We start from the raw sequence: 25,095 nt of genomic DNA, 5'->3' as shown, positions 1-25,095 counted from the left end.
ACCCCGCCGCCTTGCCGGACGAAGCCCGCTCGTCTAAGCGCCCGCCCATGAAGAGCGACCGGCCCCTCGCCCGCGCCCCGCGCGGCTTTATCGACCGCCGGGCCCGGGACCTGGGCGCGGAGCGGACCATCGTCGAGCGGATCGTGCCGGTCTACGAGCGCTACGGCTTCGAGGCCCTGGAGACCGGGGCGCTGGAGTACGCCGACGCCCTGGGCAAGTTCCTGCCCGACGCCGACCGGCCCAACGAGGGCGTCTTCGCCCTGCAGGACGACGACGGCGAGTGGATGGCCCTGCGCTACGACCTCACCGCCCCGCTGGCCCGCTTCGCCGCCGCCAACTGGGACGGCCTGCCCAAGCCCTTCCGCCGCTATGCGGTGGGCACGGTCTGGCGCAACGAGAAGCCGGGGCCCGGCCGCTTCCGCGAGTTCGTGCAGTGCGACGCCGACACCGTGGGCTCGGCCCGGCCGGAGTCCGACGCCGAGGTGATCGCCCTGATGGCCGAGGGGCTGGAGGCCATCGGCCTGCCGCGCGGCCAGGCGGTGGTGAAGATCAACTCGCGCCGGCTGATGAACGGCCTGCTGGCGACCGCCGGGGTCACCGACGCCGGCCAGACGCTGGGCGTGCTGCGCGCGGTCGACAAGCTCGACCGCCTCGGGCTGGAGGGCGTCAAGCTGCTGCTGGGCGAGGGGCGCAAGGACGAGTCCGGCGCCTTCACCAAGGGCGCGGGCCTGCAGGCCGCCGCCATCGACCGGGTGCTGGCCTTCGTCTCCGCAGGCTCCGAGGGCCGGTCCGAGACCCTGGACCGGCTGGCGAACGTCATCGGCGGCTCGGCGGAGGGCGATGCGGGGCTCGAGGAGCTTGGGCGGATCCATCAGGCGCTCACCGCGCTCGGCGTCGGCGCCGACCGGGCGGTGTTCGACCCGGCCATCGTGCGAGGCCTGGAATACTACACGGGCGCGGTGTTCGAGGCCGAGCTGCTGCTGGAAACGCTGGACGAGAAGGGCCAGCCGGTCCGCTTCGGATCGCTCGGCGGCGGCGGCCGCTACGACGACCTGGTCGCCCGGTTCACCGGCGAGCAGGTCCCGGCCACCGGCTGCTCGTTCGGCGTCTCGCGCCTTGCGGCGGCGCTGCGGGCCGCGGGTCGCGACCCGGCCGCCGAGCAGCGCGGCCCGGTGGTGGTGATCGCCTTCGACCAGGCCCGCATGGCCGACTACTTCGCCATCGCCGGCGAGCTGCGGGCGGCGGGGATCGCCGCCGAGGTCTACCTCGGCGGCTCCGGCATGAAGGCGCAGATGAAGTACGCCGACCGGCGGCTCTCGCCGGCCGCCGTGATCGTCGGCGAGGACGAGCTGGCGGCCGGCACCGTCACCATCAAGGACCTGGATCTTGGCCGGGAGCTGGCCTCCAAGGTCGCCGACAACGCCGCCTGGCGCGCCGAGCGGCCGGGCCAGCAGTCGCTGCCGCGGGCCGAGCTGATTCCGGCCATCCGCCGCATCCTGGACGCCCGCGCGTGAGGGCCGAACCGCGCGTCCCGGCGCAGGCGCTCGCCGCCATCCGCGCCCCGTTCGTGGAGGCGGGGGCCGAGCGGGTGGATCCGCCCATCCTGCAGCCGCTGAGCCTGCTGCTCGACCTGGCCGGCGAGGCCCTGCGCGCCCGGCTGTTCGTGGTCCAGGCCGAGGGCGGGCAGGAGGCGTGCCTTCGGCCCGACTTCACCGTCCCCGTCGCCCGGCTGCACCTGGCCTCCGGCGCCGCCGAGGGGCGCTACTATTACGAGGGGACCGCCTTCCGCGCCGCGCCCGAGAGCGCCGACCGGCCGGAGGAGTTCCTGCAGGTGGGCCTGGAGATCTACGACTCCGGAAAGGCCTCGCCGGCGGCCACGGAGGCCGAGGTCGCGGCCCTGGCCTGGCGGGCGGCCGCGGCCGGGGGGCGCGGCGACCTCAGCCTCTGGCTCGGCGACGTGGGCCTGTTCGCGGCCCTGATCGACTCCCTGAAGCTGGCGCCCAGCCTCGCGGCCCGGATGCGGCGGGCGGCGGCCCGGCCCCGCCTCCTGGCGGCCGAGCTCGCGCGGGCGGGCGCCGAGCCGGAAGGGGGCCCGGCGGGCGCGCTCGCCGCCCGGCTCGCCGGCCTCTCGGAGAAGGAGGCCGCCGCGCTGCTCGAGGAGATCTGGGCGCTGGCAGGCATCGAGCGGGTCGGCGGGCGCGGCCCGGCCGAGATCGCCCAGCGGCTGGTGCGCAAGGCCGAAGCGGCCCAGGCGCCGGCGCTGACGCCGGACCAAGCCGAGGCGGTGAAGCGCTACCTGGCCATCGCCGCCCCGCTCGACCAGGCGCTGGAGGCGGTGGACGACATCGGCGGCGAGGCGCCGGCCCTCTCGGCGGCCCTCGGCGGCTGGGCCGAGCGGGTGGAGCGGCTGATCCGCGCCGGCGCGCCGGTGGACAGGCTCTGGTTCGCCGCCGGGCTGGGGCACACCTTCGACTACTACGACGGGCTGACCTTCGAGGTCCGCTCGGAGGCCCTGGGCGCCGAGCGGCCGGTGGCCGTGGGCGGGCGCTACGATTCGCTGCCGGCCCGGCTGGGCGGGGCGGACGGGACGCGCGCCGTGGGCGCCATGGTGCGGCCCTGGCGGGCCTATGCGGGAGGCGAAGCGTGACCGAGCCGCTCATCCTGGCCGTGCCCTCCAAGGGGCGGCTGAAAGAGCAGGTCGAGGCCTGGCTCTCCGACTGCCGGCTGGACCTCTCGGCCGCCGGCGGCTCGCGCGGCTACCTCGGGGCGCTGAAGGGCTTGCCCGACGTGCAGGTCCGCCTCGTCTCGGCCGGCGAGATCGCCGAGGCGTTGGACGCCGGCGAGGTGCATTTCGGCGTCACCGGCGAGGACCTGCTGCGCGAGCGGGGCGGGGACGTGGAGCAGCGGGTGCTGCTGCTGCGCCCGCTGGGCTTCGGCCGGGCCGATCTGGTGGTCGCCGTGCCCAAGAGCTGGCTGGACGTCGACGACATGGCCGACCTGGAGGAGGTGGCCCACGACGTCCTGGCCCGCACCGGCCGGCGCATGCGGGTGGCCACCAAATACCTCGTCCAGACCCGGGCCTTCTTCGCCCGCCACGGCGTCGCCGACTACCGCATCGTCGAATCGGGCGGGGCCACCGAGGGCGCGCCGGCCGCCGGCGCGGCCGAGCTGGTGGTCGACATCACCACCACCGGGGCGACGCTCGTCGCCAACGGGCTGAAGGTGCTCTCCGACGGGGTGATCCTGAAGAGCCAGGCCCAGCTGATGGCCAGCCTGCGCGCGCCCTGGGGCGAGGGCCAGCTGGCGACCGCCGAGCGCTTCCTGCGAATCGTCGAGGCCCGCGCCGCGGCGCTGAAGACCGCCAGCCTCGTGTGGCCCGGTGGGCCGGACGGCGAGGTCACCCGCGAGCGGCTGCCGCTCGACGAGGTGGCCCCCGCCGCCGCCGAGCTCACCGCCGGCGGCGCCGGGCCGGTGTCGAGCTACCGCTCGGACTTCGTCTTCGAGACCGTTTCCCCCTCATTTGAGGCTCTTCGGGCGCGAATTTTGGCGTGAATGTCAAAAATTTGACCCGAATTGCTACGCTCGCGGAAAACTGATCGACCGCCGAGTTCGCCCCGTTGACTCAGGCAGAAAATTGCCGTTTTGTAATCGGGCGAGAGACATGACGGCGACAAAGTCCGAAAGTCTCCGGCGTTTCGGGGAGGAAACGCCCTCTTAAATTGAGCGACGGCTCAAAGTCGGCCCGCTGCGATTATCCCCCGCAGCGGGCCTTCTTCTTTTCGGCTCAGCTGCGGTTTTGACGTTAGCGTCAAAAGCGGCGCGCCCCCGCCTCCCGCTCATCCCGGCGAAGGCCGGGACCCAGATCCCAATCTCAGATGTCGCTGGATGATCTTTGCGCGATGTGGAGCCCTCGTCTGCGCCCGCCATCTGGGTCCCGGCCTTCGCCGGGATGAGCGGATGGGGGGCGGAGGCTGAGTGACAGGGCGGCATCTCCCCCCGCCCTTTCCTTATCTCCTGGCTCCGAAGCGAAACGGCCGGCCCTTGCGGGGCCGGCCGTCGGGAATCGCATCGCTCTTGTGCGAGCTACCAGATCCGCACGCGCTGCTCGGGCGGGATGTACATCGAATCGTCCGGCTTCACGCCGAAGGCTTCGTACCAGGCGTCGATGTTGCGCACCGGCAGGTTGACCCGGGCCTCGGGCGGGGAGTGCGGGTCGGCCACCAGCAACTGGCGCATGGCGTCCTCGCGGTACTTGCCGCGCCACACCTGGGCCCAGCCGAGGAACACCCGCTGGTCGCCGGTCAGGCCGTCGAGCACCGGCGCCGGCTTGCCGTTCAGCGAGATCCGGTAGGCGTCCAGGCCCAGCAGCAGCCCGCCCAGGTCGGCGATGTTCTCGCCCATGGTCAGGTCGCCGTTGATCTTCGCGCCGGGCAGGATCTCCACCGCCGCGTACTGCTCGCCGAGCTTCTTGGCCTGGGCCTGGAACTTGGCCGCGTCCTCGGCGGTCCACCAGTCGGTCAGCCGCCCGTCGCCGTCGCTCTTGCGGCCCTGGTCGTCGAAGCCGTGGGTGATCTCGTGGCCGATCACCCCGCCGATGGCGCCGTAGTTGATCGCCGGATCTCCGTTCGGGTCGAAGAACGGCGGCTGCAGGATGCCGGCCGGGAAGACGATCTCGTTCTTGGTCGAGGAATAGTAGGCGTTGATGGTCGGCGGGGTCATGCCCCACTCCTCATCGTCCACCGGCCCGCCCAGGCGGCCCACCCGGAACGCCCAGTCGAAGGCCGCGGCCCGCTCGACGTTGCCGTAGAGGTCCTCGTCGGCGACCTGCAGGCCCGTGTAGTCGCGCCACTTGTCCGGGTAGCCGATCTTGACGTTGAACTTGGCGAGCTTCTCCTGGGCCTTGGCCTTGGTGGCCGGGCTCATCCAGTCGAGCTTTTCGATGCGCGCCTTCATCGCCGACTTCAGGTCGGCGACCAGCTGCTCCATCTTGGCCTTGCTCTCCGGCGGGAAGTAGGCGGCGACGTAGGGCTTGGCCAGCGCCTCGCCGATCTGGGAGTCGACGAGGCTGACGCCGCGCTTCCACCGCGGCCGCTGCTCGGGCTGGCCGGACAGGGTCTTCTGGCGGAACTCGTAGAAGGCCAGGTCGAAGTCCTTGGAGAGGTAGGGCGCGGCGTTGTCGGCCAGGTGGAAGGCCGACCAGGCCTTCAGGGTCTCGACCGGAGTCGCCGCATAGATCGCGGCGATCTTCGGGAAGGCGGTGTTCTCGGACGCGATCACCCGCTTCACGCCGCCCAGGTCCGCGCCTTCCATGAAGGCGCGCCAGGAAAAGCCCGGCGCAAAGCTCGCCAGCTGGTCGACGTCGTAGGGGTTGTAGGTCTTGTCGTCGTCACGCCGCTCGGCGCGGGTCCACGAGACCTTTGCGATCTCGGTCTCCAGGGCCAGGATCTGCTTGGCCGCCGCGGCCGGGTTGTCCCAGCCGGCGAGGGTCAGCAGCCTGGTGATGTACTCGACGTACTTCTCCCGCTGCGGGGCGAAGCGCTCGACCAGGTAGTAGTCGCGGTCCGGCAGGCCCAGGCCCGCCTGGCCGAGGTAGACGGCGTAGCGCTCCGGCTCCTTGGCGTCGTCGTAGATGTAGGCCGAGAAGAACGAGCCGCCGAAGCCCTTCATCGAGGCGCCCATCAGGCGGGCGATGTCGTCGCGGGTCTTGGCGGCGCGGATGGCGGCCAGGTCGGCGGCCAGCGGCTTGGCGCCCAGGGCGTTCACCCGGGCCTCGTCCATGAAGCTGCGGTACATGGCGCCGATCTGGGCTTCCTCGCCCGTGGCCGCCTTGTTGGCGGCGGCCTTGTCCAGCACCGCACGCATGCGGTTCACCGACAGCTCGTTCAGCGCGTCGAACACGCCGAACCGCGAACGGTCGGACGGGATTTCCATCTTCGCCAGGTAGGTCCCGTTGGAGAAGCGGAAGAAGTCGTCGCCGGGCTCGACGGCGCGATCCATCCCGGAGATGTCGAAGCCCCAGGTCCCCATGCGCGGGGCCTCGGAGAGCTGCGGTCCGGCCCCGCCGCCGCCGGCGGTCTCAGCCTCCAGCAGGCCCGCGTGGGCGCGGTCGAAAGCGGCCGCCGGCTGGGCGGCCATGGCAAGTGCGGCCGCAGCGGCGGCCCCGAGCCAGTAGGTCTTCATGAAGAAAAACACCTTGGATGATGCATAGTTGGGGCGGACCATGCCTCGTCCGCCCCCAACTCCGCTCATTACTTTTTTGTTAGGTCGCGGGCGCCGCGAGCGATTTCAGCGCCATCTCCTTCACCGAGCGATAGTCGAGCTTGCCGTTCGGCGCCCGCTCGACCCGAGCCAGCACCAGCTCACGCGGCGCCTTGTAGTCGGCCAGGATCGACTTCACGTGGGCGGCGATCTCCGGAAGCGTCGGGGCCTTGTCGCCGACGAAGTCGACCACCGCGCAGATCCGCTCGCCGAAGCGGGCGTCGGGCACGCCGACCACCGCCGCGTCACGCACGCCGGGGAAGCGCTTCAGGGCCTCCTCGACCTCTTCCGGGAAGACCTTCTCGCCGCCGGTGTTGATCACCTGCGAGCCGCGGCCCAGCAGGGTGATGGTCCCGTCGGCCTCGACGGTCGCCCAGTCGCCGGGCACGGAGTAGCGCTGGCCCTCGAAGACCCGGAAGGTCTTCGCCGACTTCTCCTCGTCCTTGTAGTAGCCGATCGGCGTGTGGCCGCCGACCGCCAGCAGGCCGCGCTCGCCCGAGCCGGGCTGCACGCGCCGGCCGTCCTCGGTGAACACGGCGGCGTTGGCGCCGACGGCGAACTTGGCCGTCTGGGCCGGGGCGGCGGCGTTGGCCATCGAGCCGGCAAGGCCGGGCGCCTCGGACGAGCCGAGGGAGTCCATCAGCGTCACCTGCGGCATGTGCTTCAGCAGGCCCTGCTTGTTCTCCGCGCTCCACATGGTGCCGGAGGAGACGATGCGCAGCAGGCTGCTCAGCTTCCAGCGGCCCGGGTTGGCGTCGAGCGTCTCGAGCATCGGGGCGGCGAAGGCCAGGCCGACGATGATCAGGCTGGAGACGCCCAGGCGGTCCACCTCGTCGAACAGTTCGACGGCGTCGAACTTGCGCGACGGCAGCACGGCGACCGCGGTCCCGGAGTTCAGCGCGCCGAGGGAGATGTACTGCGCGGTCGCGTGCATCAGCGGAGCCACCGCCATGGTCACCGCCTGCGGCGCGCCGCTGGCGACGACGGCCTTCACCCGCTCGCCGGCCTCGGCGACGGTCTCCAGCGGGCCCAGGCCCAGCAGCAGGTTGGCCCCGCCGCCCAGGCTCTTGAACAGGTCCTCCTGGCGCCACATCACGCCCTTGGGCATGCCGGTGGTGCCGCCGGTGTACATCATCAGGATGTCGTCGCCCGAGCGGCCCCAGGGCGCGACCACCTTGTCGGCGCCGGCGGAGGCGATGGCCTCGTAGTCCTCGGCCCAATCGGGGATGGGATGGCCGGCCTCGGGCACCGCCAGCCACAGCTTCACCTTCGGCAGGTTTCCCCGCACCTTGTCGGCGGTCGCGGCGAAGGAGGCGTGGAACACCACCACCTCGGCGTCGGCGTTGTCGAGCAGGTAGGTCAGCTCTTCGCCGCCGTAGCGGTAGTTGATGTTGAAGGGCGCCAGGCCCGCTTTGAAGGCGGCGAAGTAGGTCTCGAGGTATTCGGGGGCGTTGTAGAGGTAGGCGCCGACCTTGGACTGGTGCGACACGCCCGCGTCCAGCATCCGGCGGGCGAGCGCGTTGGCCCGGCGGTCGAATTCACCGTAACGCACCACCCGCGGGCCCTGGATCAGGGCGGGGCGGTCCGGCGCGGCCGCCGCCACGCTCTCCCACAGGTTGGCGTAATTCCAGGCCTCCATCGGCGCCTCCAATACTTAAAAGAATGAGGCGCATAAGCCGCAGGCCGGCGCCTCAAGTCAACGCGGAGACTCAGTGGTTGTGGATCGAGCCCGCGCGCTCCGGCGGGGCGGCGGTTCCGACAACGATGTCGGCCTTCACCTTCACTCCGCTGGCGAAGGTCAGGGTGGCCGGCACGTGCTGGCCCGCCTTCAGCGGCCGGGTCAGGCCGATCAGCATCAGGTGCTGGCCGCCCGGCGCGAACTTCGCCTCGCCGCCGGCGGGGATGACCAGCTGGCCGACCGGCTGCATCCGGGAGACGCCGCCGGCGGTCACCGTCCGGTGCATCTCCACCTTCTTGGCGACGGGGCTCTCGACCTTGACCAGGGTCTGGGCCGCCTTGCCGTGGTTGCGGACGGTCATGTAGCCGGCCCCGGTCATGCCGGCGGCGGCCGGCCGGCTCCAGGCCTGCACCACCTCCAGCCCGCCCGGCATGTGGGCCAGGGCGGGGGCGGCGGTGAGGGCGGCGATGGCGGCGGCGAGAAGGGTACGCATCTTGGATATCCTCAGGGTTGGATGATGGTGGGCATGGCGGGCGGCGGGCTCAAGACCCGCCGGCCGGGGCGGGATCAGCGGCGCCATGAGACGCCTCCGAACAGCGCCCGGCCCTCACCGGGAAAGAAGACGGCCGTCGAGACGCCGGGGCGGCTGGCGTCGGTGACGGCGTTGAAGTTGGACACGTACCGCTCGTCGGCCAGGTTCCGGGCTTCGAGAAAGACCGTCAGCCCGTCCGGGCGCGTCCAGCCGCCGCCCAGGCCGACCACCGCGTAGCCGGGCGCGCGCATCGTGTTGGCGTAGTCGACGAACGCCCCGCGCGGGACCCACTCGAGATTGGGCGCGAGCCACCAGCCGGCCGGATGCTCCCATCGCAGCTCGGCGCGGTACAGATGCTCGGGCACGACCGGCAGCCGGGCGTCGCCGTAGATGCGGTCGCCGTCGAACCTGAAGTCCGACCAGGCGTAGGTCTGCCGCAGCCGCCAGCCGCGCCCGAGCGTCAGGTCGAGGGCCGCCTCCAGCCCCTGATGGATCGTGGGGCCGGCGTTGAAGGTCGCCACGGGGATGTCGGGACCGACCTGGAAATTCAGCAGCTCGTCCTCGACCTCCGCGCGGTAGGCGACAACGTCCCAGACGGCCCGGCCCTTCCGGCCGCGCGTGCCCGCCTCGAGGGTCCAGGCGGACTGCGGCTCGAGCGGCGCAAAGCCGGGAAAGGGGCCGGCCTGGGCCAGGGCCGAGAACGGCGGCGGCTCCACCGATCGGGTGAGGTTGGCGAAGGCCTGGACCCCGCCGTCGCCTTCCCACAGCAGGCCCACCCGCGGGGCGGCCCAGTCGAAGGTCTTGCTGCGCAGGTCGCCGGGGACCCGGAGGTTCTCGTACTTCCGCTCGGCCCGGGCCAGGGCGCCGCCGGCGACCAGCGCCAGCTGGTCGGTGACGAAAAGCCGGCCTTCGGCGAACAGGTGCGCCTCGCGGGCGTTCTGCCGCGACTGGGCGGTCAGCGCGCCGCGCGAGCCGGACCGGTTCACCCACTGGCGCGCGTCCAGGTCCCCCTGGCGCAGCAGGGCGCCGGCGAACAGGTCCGCCCGCCGCTCGCCCAGCCGTCCCTCCCAGTCCAGCCGAACGTAGGCGCCGTGGTTGCGGCTCTCCTGGTCGATGACCTGGAAGATCGGGTGGTCGAGGTCCTTCCAGGCGGCGTAGGCGGCCGTCTCCACAGTGGCGTCCGGGGCGATGCGCCACCGGGCCTGGACCACGGCCCTGACGCTTCGGACGTTCCGCTGGTACTCGCCGGCCAGGCTCGCGGGCGTGGCCATCTCCGGCGAGTTCAGGGCCTGGGCCAGGGTCAGCGCGCCGGGGATCTCCTGCTCCACATTGTGGCCGGTGACCGTCAGCCGGACCTCGCCGTCCTCGCCGATCGTCCGTCCGAAGCTGGCGGCCAGGTGGGCGGCGGTCTGATCGCTCTGGGCCCGCCAGCCGTTGGCGGTGATCGCCGTCGCGCCGAGGAAGACGTCGGCGTCCGGGCCCGCGACGCCGACCTCGGCGTGGCCGCGCAGCGTGCCCCAGGCCCCGCCGTCGAGCCGCAGCCCCAGGCCCTGCGCGGTGCGGCCCGTCGGCGTGACGTAGTTGACGGCCCCGCCCAGCGCCGCGGCGCCGAATCGGAGGGCGTTGCCGCCCTTGTAGACCTCGACATAGCGGGCCAGCAGCGGGTCGAGCAGCTGGAAGTCGCCGGCCCCGTCGGCCTCGTTGAACGGCACGCCGTCCTGGGCCAGCAGGACGCCGCGGTTGTGGACGGCGTTGCCGATCCCCGAGCCGCGGATGGCCAGCCGCGCGTCCTCGCCGAATCGCTTCTGGGCGAAGACGCCGGCCACGTCGCGCAGCACTTCATTCAGCCCCTGGGCGTAGCGCCGCTCCAGGGACTCGGCGGAGACGACGGCCACCCCGCCTGGGGTCTCGGACAGGCGGGTGCGGGCGTCCGCCACGACGGGCGGGTCCTCAGGGTCGGGGCGGGCGGTGACGATGACGGTCTCGACCGTCGGCGGCGTCTCGGCCGCAGCGGCGCCCGGCAGGGCGATCAGCGCCGCGGCCAGGCCGCAGCGGTGCAGGTAGGTCATGATGAGTCTCGCGCACGAATTGACATGGCGCGGCGGCGGCCGCGCGGCGGGCGTCAGATCGTGCGGGCGGGCGGCGCTCGGCTCGGCGGGCGGGGCGGGGCGCGGATGGCCGGCCGCACCCGCTGGCGCGCGGGCGCGGCGAAGTCGGCCGTCTCGAAATAGGCGACGGGAACGGCCAGGGGCTCGGGCGGGGCGACCGCTGCGGTGATCGCGCCGACGCAATCCAGGCAGGGCAGGCCTGCGAAGGGAGCGATGGGCGCGCCGTCCTTGTCGACGGCGACGACCTGACGGCCCTGCCCGGTGCAGAGCTCCATCTGGGTCGAACCGGCGGCGGTGGCGGCCAGGGCGGCGGCCGGCAGCAGGGCCTGGGCCAGCAGCGCGAGCACGCCGATCAGGGCGGCGAGGCCCAGGGGGCCTCTCTTCCTGCGCTGTCCTGGAGCCGGCGGCATCGCGGCGACGTCTTACGCCGCCGCGGCTATTTCTCAACCCCGGATCGGTGCGCCATAAGGAGCTGCAACAGGGGGAATCGCGGTTGGAAGCACACAACGGGCCGGGCGCTTACAAGGACCTCGTCCTGTTCCTGGCGACGGCGGCCGTCGTCGTGCCGCTGTTCCGACGCTGGCGGGTCAGCCCGATCCTCGGCTTCCTCGCCGCCGGCGTGCTGCTCGGACCCCACGGCCTCGGAAGCCTCAGCGCCGACCTGCCCTGGCTGCAGTACTTCACAGTCGACAACCCGGAGGAGATCGCCCAGCTCGCCGAGTTCGGGGTCGTCTTCCTGCTCTTCATGATCGGCCTGGAGCTGTCGTGGGAGCGCCTCCGGCTGATGCGCTTCTACATCTTCGGGCTCGGCGCGGCGCAGGTGGCGCTGTGCGTGACGGTGATCGCCGCCGCCGCGATGGCGCTGGGCCAGCCCCCGGCGACCGCGGCGGCCATCGGCGCGGCGCTGGCGCTGTCCTCCACGGCGATCGTCATGCAGATCCTGGCGGACAAGAAGCGCCAGCATTCGCTGTCGGGCCGGGCGACCTTTTCGGTGCTGCTGTTCCAGGACCTGGCGGTGGCCCCGATCCTGGTGACCCTGGCGGTGCTGGGCCGCGGCGGAGAGGAGACGCTGTCGCCGCGCCTGCTGCTGGCCTTCGCGCCGGCCGCCATCGCCCTGTTCGCCCTGGTGGTCGGCGCCCGCCTGCTGCTGCGGCCGATGTTCCGCTCCGTCGCCCGGGCGAAGAGCGAAGAGCTGTTCATGGCCGCCTGCCTGCTGGTGGTCATCGGGGCGGGCATGGCGAGCGCGGTGGCGGGCCTGTCGATGGCCCTGGGCGCCTTCGTCGCCGGCCTGCTGCTGGCCGAGACCGAGTTCCGGCACGAGGTCGAGGTCACCATCGAGCCGTTCAAGGGCCTGCTGCTGGGGCTGTTCTTCGTCTCCGTCGGCATCCAGCTCGACATCAGCGTCCTGTCCTCCGCCCCCCTGACGATCCTCGCCATCGCCGTGGGGATGATCGTGCTCAAGGCCGCGGCGGTGTTCGTGCTGGGCCGGCTCTCCAGGCTGCCCACGCCGGCGGCGCTGGAGTCGGCGTTGCTGCTGGCCGGCGGCGGCGAATTCGCCTTCGTCATCCTGTCCACCGCCATGGCCGGAGGCGTGACGCCGCCGGCGGTGGGACAGATGGTGCTGGTGGCCGCCACGCTGTCGATGATGTGCATCCCGCTGCTGGCCTACCTGGCCGTGCGAATCGGCCGGGGCCCCAGCCGGCCGGAGGACACCGCGCCCGAGCAGCCGGTGGAGGCGCCGTCCTCGCCCAAGGTGCTCATTGTGGGCTACGGCCGGGTCGGCAAGCTGGTGGCCGAGATGCTGACCCGCCACGAGCTCAGCTGGGTCGGCGCCGAGCGGGACGCCCGGCTCGTCGAGGCGGCCCGCCGGGCCGGCGATCCGATTTACTACGGCGACGCCTCGCGGCGGGAGCTGCTCAAGCGCTGCGGGCTGGACGAGGTCCGCGCCCTGGTGGTCACCATGGACGATCCGGAAGCCGTCGAGGCGGTGGTCGGCGCCGCGCGCGAGCTGCGCTCGGACCTGGCCATCGTCGCCCGGGCCCGCGACGCCCGCCAGGCCCAACGGCTCTATGAGCTCGGCGCCACCGACGCGGTGCCGGAGACGGTGGAGGCGAGCCTGCAGCTGTCCGAAGCGGTGCTGGTGGAGACCGGCGTGCCGATGGGCCTGATCATCGCCTCGATCCACGAGCGCCGGGACGAATTCCGCAAGGCGCTGAACCGGCCCGACGCGCTCGGCGGGCGGACCCGCCGGGCCCGCCGCTCGCCCGGTTGATTGCACCGGCGCAACACCCCGACTCGACCGGAAGTAATCCGTGGAACCAGGCTTGGCCTTGGGCGTTCAGGGCTCTGGCGCGATGGGGTGCGCTGATGAGAGCTGGGCGGGCATGCAGCCACGATCGTCCGTGACGAACGAGGAGACGGAAGCGTGCGATAACGCTTCCGCGCCGGCGTTCGCCTACGACGCATCAGCCCAGGCAGCAGCTTTCATTAAGGATTTCGTCGTTCAACGTTCGGCCGGCTGGCGTTGTGCCGAGCCGGCGACGAGGTCCGCCCCGTCGACAAGCCAAAACCGGGGACGCCATGAAAAGGCCAGAGACTCGCAGCTGTGCTTTAAGTTGCTGGGGGACGGCCGAATTGTGTAGCTTCCCGGCGTCTGCTCGTTCGGGTGGAGGCGTTTGCAGATGAAGTGTGGCTTCGGCGACACTTTCCGAACGTCTCGACCTTGCTATAACCGTGCTGGGTCATATGGCCGCAGCAGAGGGCAAGAGAGAGGGCTCTGAATTATGAAGTTCAAACTCCTGGCGGGGGCCGCCCTGGCTGCGGTGTTCGCCGCGTCCGGTGCGTCCGCGCAAGACACCGGCTGGTACGGCGCTGTCGATCTCGGCTACCACTGGCCTGAAGGCATCGACGCGACGTCGTCGACGAACGCCGCAAACGGGTCGCCTTACAACTGGAACTTCAACCAGGAAGACGACTGGGCCGGTTTCGCCCGTCTCGGCTATCAGCTGACCCCCAACTGGCGCGTTGAACTCGAAGGCGGCTACCGCCCCGGGGACATCGAATCGGTTCGCGGCGGCCCCAACAACTCGGTCCTCGGCCTCTGCACGGCCGGCGTGATCCGCACGACCGCCTCGCCGACCTGCGGCGCGCCGGACGGTGAGATCGAGTCGTGGACCCTCATGGGGAACCTGATCTACGACTTCATGCCGGGGTCCACGATCAATCCGTTCCTCGGCGTCGGCGTCGGCATCAATCACGTCTCCATGGACGTGGTCGGCCAGTTCTCGAACGTCACGGGCGCCATTCCGGGTACGGGCGGCGTCAACCCGGGCATCCAGAACCTGACGATCGACGACGAAGACACCGCCTTCGCCTGGCAGGCCATCGCCGGCCTGGCCTGGCGGGCCACCGATCGTCTGAACGTCGACCTGACCTACCGCTACCTCGGCGGGTCGGACCTCGACTTCGCCTCGATCGGCACCAACGCGCTGCAACCGGGCGTGTTCTCGGGTGAATACGAAGACCAATCGCTGACCATCGGCCTGCGGTATTCGTTCGCGGCTCCGCCGCCCCCGCCGCCGCCCCCGCCGCCGCCGCCGCCTCCCCCGCCGCCGCCGCCTCCGCCGCCGCCGCCTCCGCCGGCTCCGGAAGCGCGTCAATTCATCGTCTACTTCCCCTTCGATCAGTACGTGCTGACGCCGGAAGCCCAGACGGTGGTCCAACAGGCTGCGGACTATGCGCGTAACGGCAACGCCACCCGGGTCGTGGTCGTCGGCCACGCCGACACCTCGGGCAGCCAAGCCTACAACGTGCGTCTGTCCGAACGCCGGGCCAAGGCCGTGGCCGACGCCCTGGTGGCCTCGGGCGTCGCCCAGACCGCTCTGAACGTCGACTGGCGCGGTGAAACCGAGCCGGCCGTTCCGACCGGCGACGGCGTGAAGGAACCGCTGAACCGTCGCTCGACGATCGACATCAACTTCTAAGTCGATCTTCGGGTAGGCGATCAGCCGACCTAGCGAGGGGCCCGGACGCAAGTCCGGGCCCCTTTGCTTTGCGGGGAACCTTCGCCGCGGGCGCGCCATTTGCGCTGCTGGACGGGAGGCGCCGATGCTGGTTTCCGACGTGATGGCCACCACCCTGGAGTTCGTCGCGCCCGACGCGACCGTTCAGGCCGCGGCGGTGCTGATGGGCGAGCTGGAGGTGGGCGCCCTGCCGGTGGGCTCGGCCGGCGACTTGCAGGGGGTGATCACCGACAAGGACATCTTCTACCGCGTGGTCGCGGAGGGCCGCAGCAGCGCCGAGGTCCGCGTGCGCGAGGTGATGACCACGACGGTGTTCACCTGTTCCGAGGGCGACACCCTCGAGGAGGCGCTGGACCTGATGGGCGCCTACCACGTGCGGCGGCTGCCGGTGCTGAACGCCGCCGGCGCGCTGAGCGGCTGGCTGACCCTCACCGACATCAGCCGGGTGTTGCTGCAGGAGACCGGCGCCATCGCCAAGGCGGTCGAGGAACTGTCGGCTCCCGAACCCGCGGCCTAGCCCTACACTGGCACGTCGAACGCCCGGTTCAGCCTCAGGACAAGGTCCCGCGGCAGCTTCAGCCGGTTGGCGATGTAGCTGAGGAACGATTTGTTGGCGCCGCGCCCGTGCTCCGTGGCGGCGAGAGAGACGGCGTAGAAGCGGGTGGCGAGCTCCTCGCCGGAGACGCTGCGCAACAGGGTCTCCAGGCAGGGAGGGTCCTCCAGCCCCGCTTCCAGCTCCTGGCGCTCGGCGTCGTTCAGCCGGGTGCTGGCCAGCGCACGGGCGATCCGCTCCCGCTCCGCCAGGTCCAGCGCCCCGTCGGCGTGGGCGGCGGCGGCCATCGCCCGGATCAGCAGCTTGGCCTGCTCGCGCTCGACGCCGCGCAGGTCGGTGGGATCGGTCCGCATCTGGCTGCGGCGGGACTTCAGGTGGGCCTCGAGGACCTTGCGCGCGAGGGTGAGCTCGAGCTCCCGCCGCGGGCCGGGCCTGGCGCCCGGCGACGGCGGAGGGGCCGGCTCGCCGGCCGCCTCCTCGAACGCCGCCGCGCCCAGCCGGTCCGGCGGGCGGCGCGGCGCGATCCGGCGGATCAGGCTTCCCAGGTCCATTTGCGGTCGTCCCCCGGCGAGACCCTGTTGCTCGCATGCATGGAGACGGAACGCGGCTGCGCGCCCCGCGTTCGCCTTCACCGAGGCGGCAAGCGCCGCAAGGGGACGGAATGAACGGCGAGCAGGCCCTGGCCTTCGGCTTGGTGGGCGCAGTGGTCGCGCTGCTCGTCTGGGACCGTATGCGCTACGACGTCGTGGCGCTGCTGGCGCTGGTGGCCGCAGTGCTGCTGGGCCTGGTCCCGCCCGGCGAGGCCTTCACCGGCTTCGCGGACGACATCGTCATCATCATCGGATCGGCGCTGGTGGTCAGCGCCGGCATCGCCCGATCCGGCGTGGTGGATGCGCTGGTGCGGCCGGTGGCCGGGCTGCTGACCACGCCGACCCGTCAGATCGCCTTCCTGGCGGGCGCCGTCGGCGTGCTGTCGGCGCTGATGAAGAACATCGGCGCGCTGGCCATCTTCCTGCCGGTCGCCGCCCAGCTCGCCCGCCGCCACCGGACCGGGTCGCACCATGTGCTGATGCCGATGGCCTTCGCCTCGCTGCTCGGCGGCCTGATGACCCTGATCGGCACCTCGCCCAACATCATCGTCTCGCGGCTGCGCGAGGAGATCACCGGCGAGCCGTTCGCCATGTTCGACTACCTGCCGGTCGGCGCGGGCCTGATGCTGGCCGGCTGGGCCTTCCTGCTGGTGGGCTGGCGGCTGCTGCCGAAGGAGCGGCTCGGCACACGTCCGCCGGAGGAGAGCTTCGCGGTCGAGGACTATGTCAGCGAGGTCCTCCTGCCCCCGGGCTCGTCCTTCGTCGGCCGCACGGTCGCCGACCTGGAGCGGCTGGCCGAGGGCGAGGCGGAGGTCTCCGGCCTGATCCGCGAGCGGTTCCGCCGCTACGTGCCGGCCAAGGACTGGCCGTTGCAGGACGACGACGTGGTGGTGCTGCGGGGCGATGCGCCGGCGCTGCAGAAGATCATCCGCAGCGCCGGCCTGCTGCCGGTGGGCGCACCCAAGGAGGCCCGCGCGGCCGCCGCCCTGCCGGTGTACGAGGCCGTCGTGCTGGCCGACTCGCCGCTGGTCGGCCAGACCGCGCGGCGCGCCGAACTGGGCCGCCGCCGCGGCGTCAACCTGCTGGCGGTGAGCCGGCGCGGGGCCGAGGTGGACCGCAGGCTGCAGCACTTCGTGTTCAAGGACGGCGACCTGCTGCTGTTCCAGCTCTCCCCCGGCGCCTCTCCCGACGCGGTGGCGGAGGCCGGCCTGCTGCCGCTCGCCGAACGCAACCTGCAGATCGGCCGCCGGCGGCCGGCCTGGCTGCCGGTGACGATCGTCGCGGCGGCCATGCTGGTGCTGGCCTTCCAGCTGCTGCCGGTGGCGATCACCTTCCTGGCCGCCGCCCTGGCCATGGTCATCTCCGGCGTGCTGAAGCCGGAAGAAGCCGAGCGGGCCATCGAGTGGCCGATCCTGATCCTCGTCGGCGCCCTGATCCCGGTGAGCGCCACGCTGCAGACCACCGGCGGGACGGAGCTCGCCGCCGTCTGGCTGGCCCAGGTCGCGCAGGGCCTGCCGCCGATCGCCTGCGTCACCCTGATCATGGCCGCGGCCATGGCGGTGACCCCGTTCCTGAACAACGCGGCCACCGTGCTGGTGATGGCGCCGATCGGGGCCGGGCTGGCGCGCGAACTGGGGCTGAGCCCGGATCCGTTCCTGATGGCCGTGGCGGTGGGGGCGGGCAGCGACTTCCTCACCCCCGTCGGCCACCAGTGCAACACCATGGTGATGGCGCCCGGCGGCTACCGGTTCGCCGACTACCCGCGCCTGGGCGTTCCGCTGTCGCTGCTGATCCTGACCCTGGGCACCTGGCTGATTGTCACCGTCTGGCCGCTCTCCGGCTAGCCGAACACCAGGATCCAGGCCCCGACCGCGGCGAAGGCCGCGGCCGCGGCGATGCGGATGGCCTTCAGGGGCAGCTTGCCGGCCGCCGCCTCGCCGATCAGGACGGCCGGGCCGTTGGCGATCATCATCCCCAGCGTCGTGCCGGCCGCGACCACGGCGATGTTCTCGAAGCGGGCCGCCAGGGCGGCCGTGGCGACCTGGGTCTTGTCGCCCATCTCCACGATGAAGAAGGCGATGGTCGTGGTCAGGAACACCGACCCGCCGGTGCGGGTCTTGGGCTCCTCGTCCTCGTCCATCTTGTCGGGGACCAGGGCCCAGGCGGCGAACACCAGGAAGCCGATCCCCAGCACCCAGCGCATCCACGGCCCCTCCAGCAGGGCGCCGGCCGCCGCGCCGAGCGCCGCGGCCAGGGCGTGGTTGGCGATGGTGGCGGCGAAGATGCCCGCCAGGATCGGCCTGGGCGCACGGAACCTGGCCGCCAGCAGCAGGGCCAGCAGCATGGTCTTGTCGCCGATCTCGGCGAGGGCGACGAGGCCCGTGGAAACGAAGAAGGCGTCCATCGAAAATGCACCGGCGGGATCGGCAGGCAGACCCATGGCGTTCCGCGCCGCCGATCCCGCGATCGGGCGCGAAAGCCAAAGGTCTCGCCAAGCCCAATGGGCCGAACGCGCCATGCCGCAAGGCAAGTCTGTTGACGCGTTCCCGGCTGTGGCGCCGGCGGCTACTCCCCAGTGACCGGGCCGGAATAAGGGGCGCGCGCAGGGTTGGCAAGCGCCAGGGCGCCGCGGCTGGCGCGAGCAATCAAGCGATTGGCGCCTGGAGCCATGTTCCCCCAAGGCAGTCGCGGCGAGGCTGTGCGGATGAAACGCCTGCTGCTCCTGGTCGCCGCCGCCGTACTGTTCGCCACGTCCGCCGAGGCCCGGGACTACCGCGCGCCGCGCACCAGCTTCGGCCAGCCGGACCTGCAGGGGATCTGGACCAACACCTCCACCACCTTCCTGCAGCGGCCGCCGAACCTGAAGGCGCTGGAGCTGACCGAGGACGAGGCGGCGCAGCAGGAGGCGCGGTTCCTCGAGTTCCTCGCCAACGCCCTTGGCGAGGAGTTGCGGGACATCGACGCCCTCCCCCCGGTGGTGAAGGCGGTGCCCAACTCCGACTTCCTGGAGATGGACCTGCGGCTGGCCCGCATCGGCGGCAAGCCGCGCTCGTCCTGGATCGTCGATCCGCCCGACGGGCGCCTGCCGCTGACCGAGGCCGCGCGCAAGGCGAACGCCGAAGCCGGCCGGCGGGTGATGGGCGCCTTCGAGGGGCCGGAGGTGCGCCCGCCCGAAGAGCGCTGCCTGACCGCGATCGGCTCGCCGGAGGGGCCGCCGATGCTGAACGCCGGCTTCAACGGCCACTACCAGATCGTGCAGACGCCGGACCATGTGGCGATCCACGTGGAGATGAACCACGACGTCCGCATCGTGCGCCTGAAGGACCGCAGCCATCCGCCGCCGGAGGTGTCGGTGTGGATGGGCGACTCCGTCGGATGGTGGGAGGGCGACACCCTGGTGGTCGAGACGACGAACCTGAACCCGAAGGCGCGGGTCAACTCCATGGGCGGCGGCTTCGGCTACACGCCCACGACCCGCATCGTCGAGCGCTTCACCCGCACCGCCAAGGACCAGATCCTCTACGAGTTCGCGGTGGAGGACCCGGCCACCTTCACGCGGCCGTGGCGGGCGCAGATGCCGTGGCGGCCGGCCAAGGGCCCGATCTACGAGTACGCCTGCCACGAGGGCAACTACTCGCTGGCCAACATCCTGGCCGGCGCGCGGGTGCAGGAGGCGGCCGGCGGCACGGAAACTGCGCAATCGGCCGCCAAGGCGCCTGTTCCCTAGGCGATTTTGCACTGCAGCGAGGCGGCGGCGCGTTCGCGATTGAGCCGGCGCCGGGCGAAGGCTCCCATGGCGGCAGGTTTCGCCGGCGGCGACGAAGCGGCCGGTTTCATTTGCCTTTCTGGCGAGCAGCAATGGCGCTGTGTGTTCGCGAGTCCGTCTTCCCGCGGGGAAGCCCGGATCCGCTGACGGACACGGCGCGGCCGCCGTTTCCTCCAGCGGATATCCCCGAGGCGGGCGAGCGCACGCACCGCGCCCCTTAGTCCGGCCGGCGAAGACCGGCCCGGAAGAGAAAGTAGGGGTCCCTCCGATGGCTTATCTCGCACCCGCCGAGTTCGTCACAAAGATGATCGACGCCGGCGAATCCAAGATCTTCATGTCCACCCGGGACACGCTGATCCGCGCCTACATGGCCGGCGCCATCCTGGCGCTGGCGGCGGCGTTCGCCGTGACGGTGACGGTCCAGACCGGCTCGCCGATCCTGGGCGCCATCCTGTTCCCGGTCGGCTTCTGCATGCTCTACCTGCTGGGCTTCGACCTGCTCACAGGCGTGTTCACGCTGGCGCCGCTGGCGCTGATCGACCGGCGGCCGGGCGTCACCCTCGGCGGAGTGCTGCGAAACTGGGGGCTGGTGTTCGTCGGCAACTTCGCCGGCGCCTTCACCGTGGCGGTGATGATGGCCATCGTCGTCACCTACGGCTTCTCGACCCCGCCCGACGCTGTGGGCCAGAAGCTGGGCGACATCGGCGAGTCGCGGACCGTCGGCTACGCCGCCCACGGCGCGGCGGGGATGCTGACCCTGTTCATCCGCGGCGTGCTCTGCAACTGGATGGTCTCAACCGGCGTGGTCGGCGCGATGATGTCCACCTCGCTGGGCGGCAAGGTGCTCGCCATGTGGATGCCGATCATGCTGTTCTTCGGCATGACCTTCGAGCACTCGGTGGTGAACATGTTCCTGTTCCCCACCGGCCTGCTGCTGGGCGGCGAGTTCTCGATCATGGACTACCTGATCTGGAACGAGATCCCGACCGTGCTCGGCAACCTGGTGGGCGGCCTCGCCTTCGTCGGCCTCACCCTCTACTCGACCCACGCCCGCACGGCGCCCAAGCGCTCGCCCGACAAGGCGGCGGTGAAGATCGCCGCCGAATGAGGTCGGGCCTGGAGGCCGCGCCGGCCCCTCCCGGCGCGGCCTCATCCCGGCCAAGGACGCTGGCCGTCGCCATCGGCCAGCACTCCGACGCCGGCCGCAAGAGCGAGAACCAGGATTCCCACGGGGCCGCCGTACCGGACGGCCCGGCCCTGGCGCTGAAGGGCGTGGCGCTGGCCGTCGCCGACGGCATCAGCTCGAGCCCGGTCAGCCGCATCGCCGCCGAGACGGCGGTGAAGAGCTTCCTCGACCAGTACTACGCCACCTCCGACACCTGGACGGTGGAGACCGCCGGTCAGCGGGTGATCCGCTCGGTGAACGCCTGGCTGCACGGCGAGACCCGGCGCAGCGGCCAGGGCGAGGATCCGGACCGCGGCCACGTCTGCACCTTCAGCGCCGTGGTGCTGAAGGCCCGCACCGCCCATCTCTTCCACGTCGGCGACGCCCGCATCTTCCGCCTGGCCGGCCGGGCGCTGGAACCGCTGACCGAGGACCACCGGCTGACCCTCGGCGGGCGCAGCTACCTGGGCCGGGCGCTCGGCATGGCCCCCGAGATCGCCATCGACTACCGCAGCCTGCCGATCGCGGAGGGGGACGTGCTGGTCCTCTCCACCGACGGGGTGCACGAGCACCTGCCCGGCCGGGTGGTGGCCGACCTGATCGCCGAGCATGCGGATGATCTCGAGCTCGCCGCCCGAAGCATTGTCGAGGCCGCCCTGGAGGCCGGCAGCGACGACAATCTCACCGTCCAGATCGTCCGCGTCGACGGGCTGCCGGAAGGCGACGCCGTCGATCTGGTGGAGGGGGGCGCCGAGGCCTGCCCACCCGCGCCGATCCTGTCCCCGCCCTGCGAGTTCGAAGGCTACCGGGTGCTGCGCCAGATCCACGCCAGCCACCGCAGTCACATCTACCTGGCGGCCGATGGGGAGAGCGGCGAACAGGTCGCGCTGAAGGTCCCGTCCGTGGACCTGCGGGGCGATGCGGCCCTGCTGCGCCAGTTCATGATGGAGGAATGGATCGCCCGGCGGGTGGATTCGCCCCACCTGCTGAAGTCCATCGCACCGCGGCGGGCGCGCAGCCACCTCTACGTGGTGACGGAGCACGTGGAGGGGATCACCCTTCGCCAGTGGATGTACGACAACCCCGCGCCCGACCTGCCGGCGGTGCGGGACATCGTGGGTCAGCTGGTCAAGGGCGTGCGGGCCCTGCACCGCAAGCAGATGGTCCACGGCGACCTTCGGCCCGAGAACGTGATGATCACGCCGCAGGGGCTGGTGAAGGTGATCGACTTCGGCTCCGTCAGGGCCGCGGGCGTGCTGGAGGCCGCACCGGCCGAGGGCGAGCAGGTGCTGGGCACGCTTCAGTACACCGCGCCGGAATGCCTGCTGGGCGAGCCGGCCTCCTGGCGCTCGGACCTCTTCGCCATCGGCGTGATCGCCTACGAGATGCTCACCGGACGCCTGCCCTACGGCGCCCAGGCCTCGCGGGTGCGCACGCGGGACGAGGCGCGGGCGCTGCGCTATGCGCCGGCGGCGCAGGACTCGCGCGCCATCCCGCCCTGGATCGACGGCGCCCTGCGCTGCGCCGTCCACCCCGACCCGACGCGCCGCCACGAGGCGCTGTCGGAGTTCGTCGCCGACCTGAAGATCCCCAACCCCCGCTTCGCCCGCACCGGCTTCACCCCGCTCGCCGAGCGGGATCCGGTGCGGTTCTGGCAGGGGGTGTCGCTGGTCCTCGCGCTAATCGTCTTCGCGCTGCTGGTGCGGATGTTCGGGTAGTCGCTTCGCCTCTCGCGAATCCTCTACCTCCCCCGCGTAGCGGCGGGAGGGGGACCGCCCGCCGAAGCCGGCGAAGGCGGCTGAAGAGCGGGGGGTGGAGGGGGCGAGCCGCACACTCCGCCTCTCCTCCGCGACGAGCGCCTCTACGCTTCAGGCGTGGCTGTGGCGACGCCTCGCCCCTGGCCCGCCCCCTCCACCAGTCGCTCTTCGCTGCGCTCGGCGACTGGTCCCCCTCCCGCCGCTTTGCGGGGGAGGTAGGAACCAGTGGGGAGGGGACGCGCTCGCTACGCCGCCTCTTGCGCCGGATCGGCAGCGGGCAGGCGGATCAGGTAGTCGAAGGCGGAGAGGGCCGCGCGGGAGCCTTCGCCGGCGGCGATGACGATCTGCTTGTAGGGCGTCGTCGTCGCATCGCCCGCCGCGAACACGCCGGGGACGGAGGTCGCGCCGCGGAAGTCGGCCTCGATCTCGCCGCGCGGCGAGAGGGCGACGGCGTCCTTCAGCCATTCGGTGTTGGGCACCAGGCCGATCTGCACGAACACCCCTTCCAGGTCGACGCGGTGGACCTCGTCGCTGTTGCGGTCCTTGTAGGTCAGCCCGGTGACCTTCTGCCCGTCGCCGTGCACCTCGGTGGTCAGGGCGGAGGTCACGATCCGCACGTTCGGCAGGCTGGCGAGCTTGCGCTGCAGCACCGCGTCGGCCCGCAGCTGGCTGTCGAACTCGATCAGCGTCACGTGGGCCACGATGCCGGCCAGGTCGATGGCCGCCTCGACGCCGGAGTTGCCGCCGCCGATCACCGCCACGCGCTTGCCCTTGAACAGCGGGCCGTCGCAGTGCGGGCAGTAGGCCACGCCCTTGTTGCGGTACTCGTCCTCGCCGGGGACGTTCATCTGCCGCCAGCGGGCGCCGGTGGCCAGGATGACGGTCCGCGACTTCAGCGAGGCGCCGTTCTCGAGCTGCACCTCGATGAGGCCGCCGGGCTCCTTCGCCGGGATCAGCTTGGACGCCTTCTGCAGGCTCATCACATCGACCTCATAGGCCTTGATGTGCTGCTCCAGGCCGCCGGCCAGCTTGGGGCCTTCGGTGTAGGGAACGGAGATGAAGTTCTCGATGGCCATGGTGTCCAGCACCTGACCGCCGATCCGCTCGGCCGCGATGCCGGTGCGGATGCCCTTGCGGGCGGCGTAGACGGCGGCGGCCGCGCCGGCCGGCCCTGCGCCCACCACCAGCACGTCGAAGGCGCCCTTGGCCGCGATCTTCTCGGCTTCGCGGGCCGCGGCGCCGGTGTCGATCTTGGCCAGGATCTCTTCCAGGCTCATGCGGCCCTGCGCGAACGGCTCGCCGTTCAGCAGCACGGTCGGCACGGCCATCACCTGGCGGGCCTCGACCTCGTCGCGGAACAGGCCGCCGTCGATCGCCACGTGGGAGATGTTGGGGTTCAGCGCCGCCATCGTGTTCAGCGCCTGCACCACGTCCGGGCAGTTCTGGCAGGACAGCGAGAAATAGGTCTCGAAGCGGTACTCGCCCTGCAGGGCGCGCACCTGGTCGAGCACGTCCGCCTCGACCTTCGGCGGGTGGCCGCCGACGTGCAGCAGGGCCAGCACCAGGGAGGTGAACTCGTGGCCCAGCGGGATGCCGGCGAAGCGGACGGAGACGTTATCGCCCACCCGGTTGATCGCGAACGAGGGCTTGCGCGCGTCGTCATCGCTGCGGACGACGGCGACCTTGTCGGAAACCTCGGCGATCTCTTGCAGGAGCTCCATCAGCTCCTTCGATTTCGGGCTCTCGTCGAGCGAGGCCGCAAGCTCGATCGGCTGCCGGATGTTGGCCAGGTAGGTCTTCAGCTGGGCTTTCAGATTGGCGTCCAACATGCGCGGGGCTCCGGTAAGCTTTGAGACAAAGAAAAGCCGGCGCCGCCGTTTGGCGACGGCGCCGGCTCACGTCGTGCAGGAACGTTAGATCTTGCCCACCAGCTCCAGGGACGGAGCCAGGGTCTTTTCGCCTTCTTCCCACTTGGCCGGGCAGACTTCGCCCGGGTGGGCGGCGACGTACTGGGCGGCCTTGACCTTGCGCAGCAGCTCGGCGGCGTTGCGGCCGATGCCCTCGGCGGTGATCTCCATGAACTGGATCACGCCTTCCGGGTCGATCAGGAAGGTGCCGCGGTCGGCCAGGCCCTGGCCTTCACGCATCACGCCGAAGTTGTTCGTGATCACGCCCGACGGGTCGCCGACCATGGTGTACTGGATCTTGCCGATGGCCGGCGAGGTGTCGGCCCAGGCCTTGTGCGAGAAGTGGGTGTCGGTGGAGACGGAGTAGATCTCCACGCCCAGCTTCTGGAACTCGGCGTAGTTGTCGGCCAGGTCCTCGAGCTCGGTCGGGCAGACGAAGGTGAAGTCGGCGGGGTAGAAGAACACGACGGACCACTTGCCCTTCAGGTCCGCGTCGCTGACGGAGACGAACTTGCCGGCCTTGTAGGCCTGGGCCGTGAAGGGCTTCACAGTGGTGTTGATCAAGGACATTCGAGCACTCCGGTTTGTGGTGCGCCTCATGTAGGCGATCGCTGTGCATGTGCAAAATCGAAATTGCCGCTCCGCAGCATAGAGGTGATCTATGCCCTGGCTGGCCCGGGCGCCAGTCGGCGATTGCCGTTCGCCGGGCCCGGAGCGATGCTCCGCCTTCAAGCGGCGCCGTGCGGCGCCTGTCCCGCG

Annotated in this window: 19 protein-coding genes and 1 riboswitch; of the genes, 10 read left to right on the top strand and 9 right to left on the bottom strand. The window is 71.4% G+C overall.

Features of this window, described 5'->3' with window-relative positions:
• Positions 1 to 47 precede the first annotated feature (47 nt).
• From hisS to hisG, 3 genes are read left to right on the top strand one after another with little or no spacing between them, the layout of a single operon-like run.
• Entirely contained in the window at positions 48 to 1,514 is a 1,467-nt protein-coding gene (gene hisS / locus ACFSC0_RS06000; RefSeq protein ID WP_377282715.1) for a histidine--tRNA ligase, read from the top strand.
• Positions 1,511 to 2,647 (top strand): ATP phosphoribosyltransferase regulatory subunit, encoded by a 1,137-nt coding sequence (locus tag ACFSC0_RS05995; protein ID WP_377282537.1) that lies wholly within the window; start codon positions 1,511 to 1,513, stop codon positions 2,645 to 2,647. Before hisS ends, ACFSC0_RS05995 begins: the two co-directional genes overlap by 4 nt.
• The gene (gene hisG, locus ACFSC0_RS05990) at positions 2,644 to 3,552 is read left to right on the top strand and encodes an ATP phosphoribosyltransferase (RefSeq protein WP_377282538.1); all 909 of its coding nucleotides are present in this window, start codon (positions 2,644 to 2,646) and stop codon (positions 3,550 to 3,552) included. Before ACFSC0_RS05995 ends, hisG begins: the two co-directional genes overlap by 4 nt.
• Positions 3,553 to 4,083: 531 nt before the next feature.
• Here hisG and ACFSC0_RS05985 read toward each other — a convergent pair.
• The 5 genes from ACFSC0_RS05985 to ACFSC0_RS05965 form a co-directional block, all read right to left on the bottom strand.
• A complete protein-coding gene (locus ACFSC0_RS05985; RefSeq protein WP_377282716.1) occupies positions 4,084 to 6,180 on the bottom strand; it encodes a M13 family metallopeptidase in 2,097 nt (698 codons plus the stop codon).
• Positions 6,181 to 6,259: 79 nt separating this feature from the next.
• Positions 6,260 to 7,897: an AMP-binding protein gene (locus ACFSC0_RS05980; protein ID WP_377282539.1), complete on the bottom strand. Its 1,638-nt coding sequence runs from the start codon at positions 7,895 to 7,897 to the stop codon at positions 6,260 to 6,262.
• A gap of 70 nt (positions 7,898 to 7,967) precedes the next feature.
• A complete protein-coding gene (locus tag ACFSC0_RS05975) occupies positions 7,968 to 8,429 on the bottom strand; it encodes a copper chaperone PCu(A)C (RefSeq protein WP_377282540.1) in 462 nt (153 codons plus the stop codon).
• 74 nt (positions 8,430 to 8,503) lie between these two features.
• Entirely contained in the window at positions 8,504 to 10,537 is a 2,034-nt protein-coding gene (locus ACFSC0_RS05970) for a TonB-dependent receptor family protein (RefSeq protein ID WP_377282541.1), read from the bottom strand.
• A 53-nt stretch (positions 10,538 to 10,590) separates the two neighbouring features.
• The gene (locus tag ACFSC0_RS05965; RefSeq protein ID WP_377282542.1) at positions 10,591 to 10,986 is read right to left on the bottom strand and encodes a DUF2946 family protein; all 396 of its coding nucleotides are present in this window, start codon (positions 10,984 to 10,986) and stop codon (positions 10,591 to 10,593) included.
• Between the two features lie 83 nt (positions 10,987 to 11,069).
• Here ACFSC0_RS05965 and ACFSC0_RS05960 point away from each other — a divergent pair, with 83 nt between their 5' ends.
• The 3 genes from ACFSC0_RS05960 to ACFSC0_RS05950 all read left to right on the top strand — a co-directional run bounded on the left by ACFSC0_RS05960 (position 11,070) and on the right by ACFSC0_RS05950 (position 15,115).
• Complete coding sequence (locus ACFSC0_RS05960) at positions 11,070 to 12,848, top strand: cation:proton antiporter domain-containing protein (protein WP_377282543.1); 1,779 nt, start codon at positions 11,070 to 11,072, stop codon at positions 12,846 to 12,848.
• A 511-nt stretch (positions 12,849 to 13,359) separates the two neighbouring features.
• Complete coding sequence (locus ACFSC0_RS05955) at positions 13,360 to 14,559, top strand: OmpA family protein (protein ID WP_377282544.1); 1,200 nt, start codon at positions 13,360 to 13,362, stop codon at positions 14,557 to 14,559.
• A 124-nt stretch (positions 14,560 to 14,683) separates the two neighbouring features.
• Positions 14,684 to 15,115 (top strand): CBS domain-containing protein, encoded by a 432-nt coding sequence (locus ACFSC0_RS05950; RefSeq protein WP_377282545.1) that lies wholly within the window; start codon positions 14,684 to 14,686, stop codon positions 15,113 to 15,115.
• A 2-nt stretch (positions 15,116 to 15,117) separates the two neighbouring features.
• On the opposite strand, the gene ACFSC0_RS05945 is transcribed toward ACFSC0_RS05950, so the two are convergent.
• Positions 15,118 to 15,702 (bottom strand): DUF533 domain-containing protein, encoded by a 585-nt coding sequence (locus tag ACFSC0_RS05945; protein WP_377282546.1) that lies wholly within the window; start codon positions 15,700 to 15,702, stop codon positions 15,118 to 15,120.
• Positions 15,703 to 15,812: 110 nt separating this feature from the next.
• Here ACFSC0_RS05945 and ACFSC0_RS05940 point away from each other — a divergent pair, with 110 nt between their 5' ends.
• Positions 15,813 to 17,585: an SLC13 family permease gene (locus ACFSC0_RS05940; RefSeq protein ID WP_377282547.1), complete on the top strand. Its 1,773-nt coding sequence runs from the start codon at positions 15,813 to 15,815 to the stop codon at positions 17,583 to 17,585.
• On the opposite strand, the gene ACFSC0_RS05935 is transcribed toward ACFSC0_RS05940, so the two are convergent.
• Positions 17,582 to 18,145 (bottom strand): TMEM165/GDT1 family protein, encoded by a 564-nt coding sequence (locus ACFSC0_RS05935; protein ID WP_377282717.1) that lies wholly within the window; start codon positions 18,143 to 18,145, stop codon positions 17,582 to 17,584. The genes ACFSC0_RS05940 and ACFSC0_RS05935 overlap by 4 nt on opposite strands.
• A gap of 28 nt (positions 18,146 to 18,173) precedes the next feature.
• A riboswitch (yybP-ykoY riboswitch) is annotated at positions 18,174 to 18,336 on the bottom strand.
• 109 nt (positions 18,337 to 18,445) lie between these two features.
• Between ACFSC0_RS05935 and ACFSC0_RS05930 the strand changes: the two genes are divergently transcribed.
• The 3 genes from ACFSC0_RS05930 (at position 18,446) to ACFSC0_RS05920 (ending at position 22,390) form a co-directional block, all read left to right on the top strand.
• Complete coding sequence (locus ACFSC0_RS05930; RefSeq protein ID WP_377282548.1) at positions 18,446 to 19,468, top strand: hypothetical protein; 1,023 nt, start codon at positions 18,446 to 18,448, stop codon at positions 19,466 to 19,468.
• Positions 19,469 to 19,775: 307 nt separating this feature from the next.
• On the top strand, positions 19,776 to 20,615 hold the full coding sequence (locus tag ACFSC0_RS05925) for a formate/nitrite transporter family protein (protein ID WP_377282549.1): 840 nt from the start codon (positions 19,776 to 19,778) through the stop codon (positions 20,613 to 20,615).
• A complete protein-coding gene (locus tag ACFSC0_RS05920) occupies positions 20,612 to 22,390 on the top strand; it encodes a protein kinase domain-containing protein (protein WP_377282550.1) in 1,779 nt (592 codons plus the stop codon). Before ACFSC0_RS05925 ends, ACFSC0_RS05920 begins: the two co-directional genes overlap by 4 nt.
• Before the next feature lie 284 nt (positions 22,391 to 22,674).
• On the opposite strand, the gene ahpF is transcribed toward ACFSC0_RS05920, so the two are convergent.
• Complete coding sequence (gene ahpF / locus ACFSC0_RS05915; RefSeq protein ID WP_377282551.1) at positions 22,675 to 24,258, bottom strand: alkyl hydroperoxide reductase subunit F; 1,584 nt, start codon at positions 24,256 to 24,258, stop codon at positions 22,675 to 22,677.
• Between the two features lie 84 nt (positions 24,259 to 24,342).
• Complete coding sequence (ahpC, locus tag ACFSC0_RS05910) at positions 24,343 to 24,906, bottom strand: alkyl hydroperoxide reductase subunit C (protein ID WP_377282552.1); 564 nt, start codon at positions 24,904 to 24,906, stop codon at positions 24,343 to 24,345.
• Positions 24,907 to 25,095 lie beyond the last annotated feature (189 nt).

This window comes from Phenylobacterium terrae (genome assembly GCF_042681205.1).
GTDB lineage: Bacteria > Pseudomonadota > Alphaproteobacteria > Caulobacterales > Caulobacteraceae > Phenylobacterium > Phenylobacterium terrae.
This window is presented reverse-complemented; position numbering and strand designations above follow the sequence as displayed.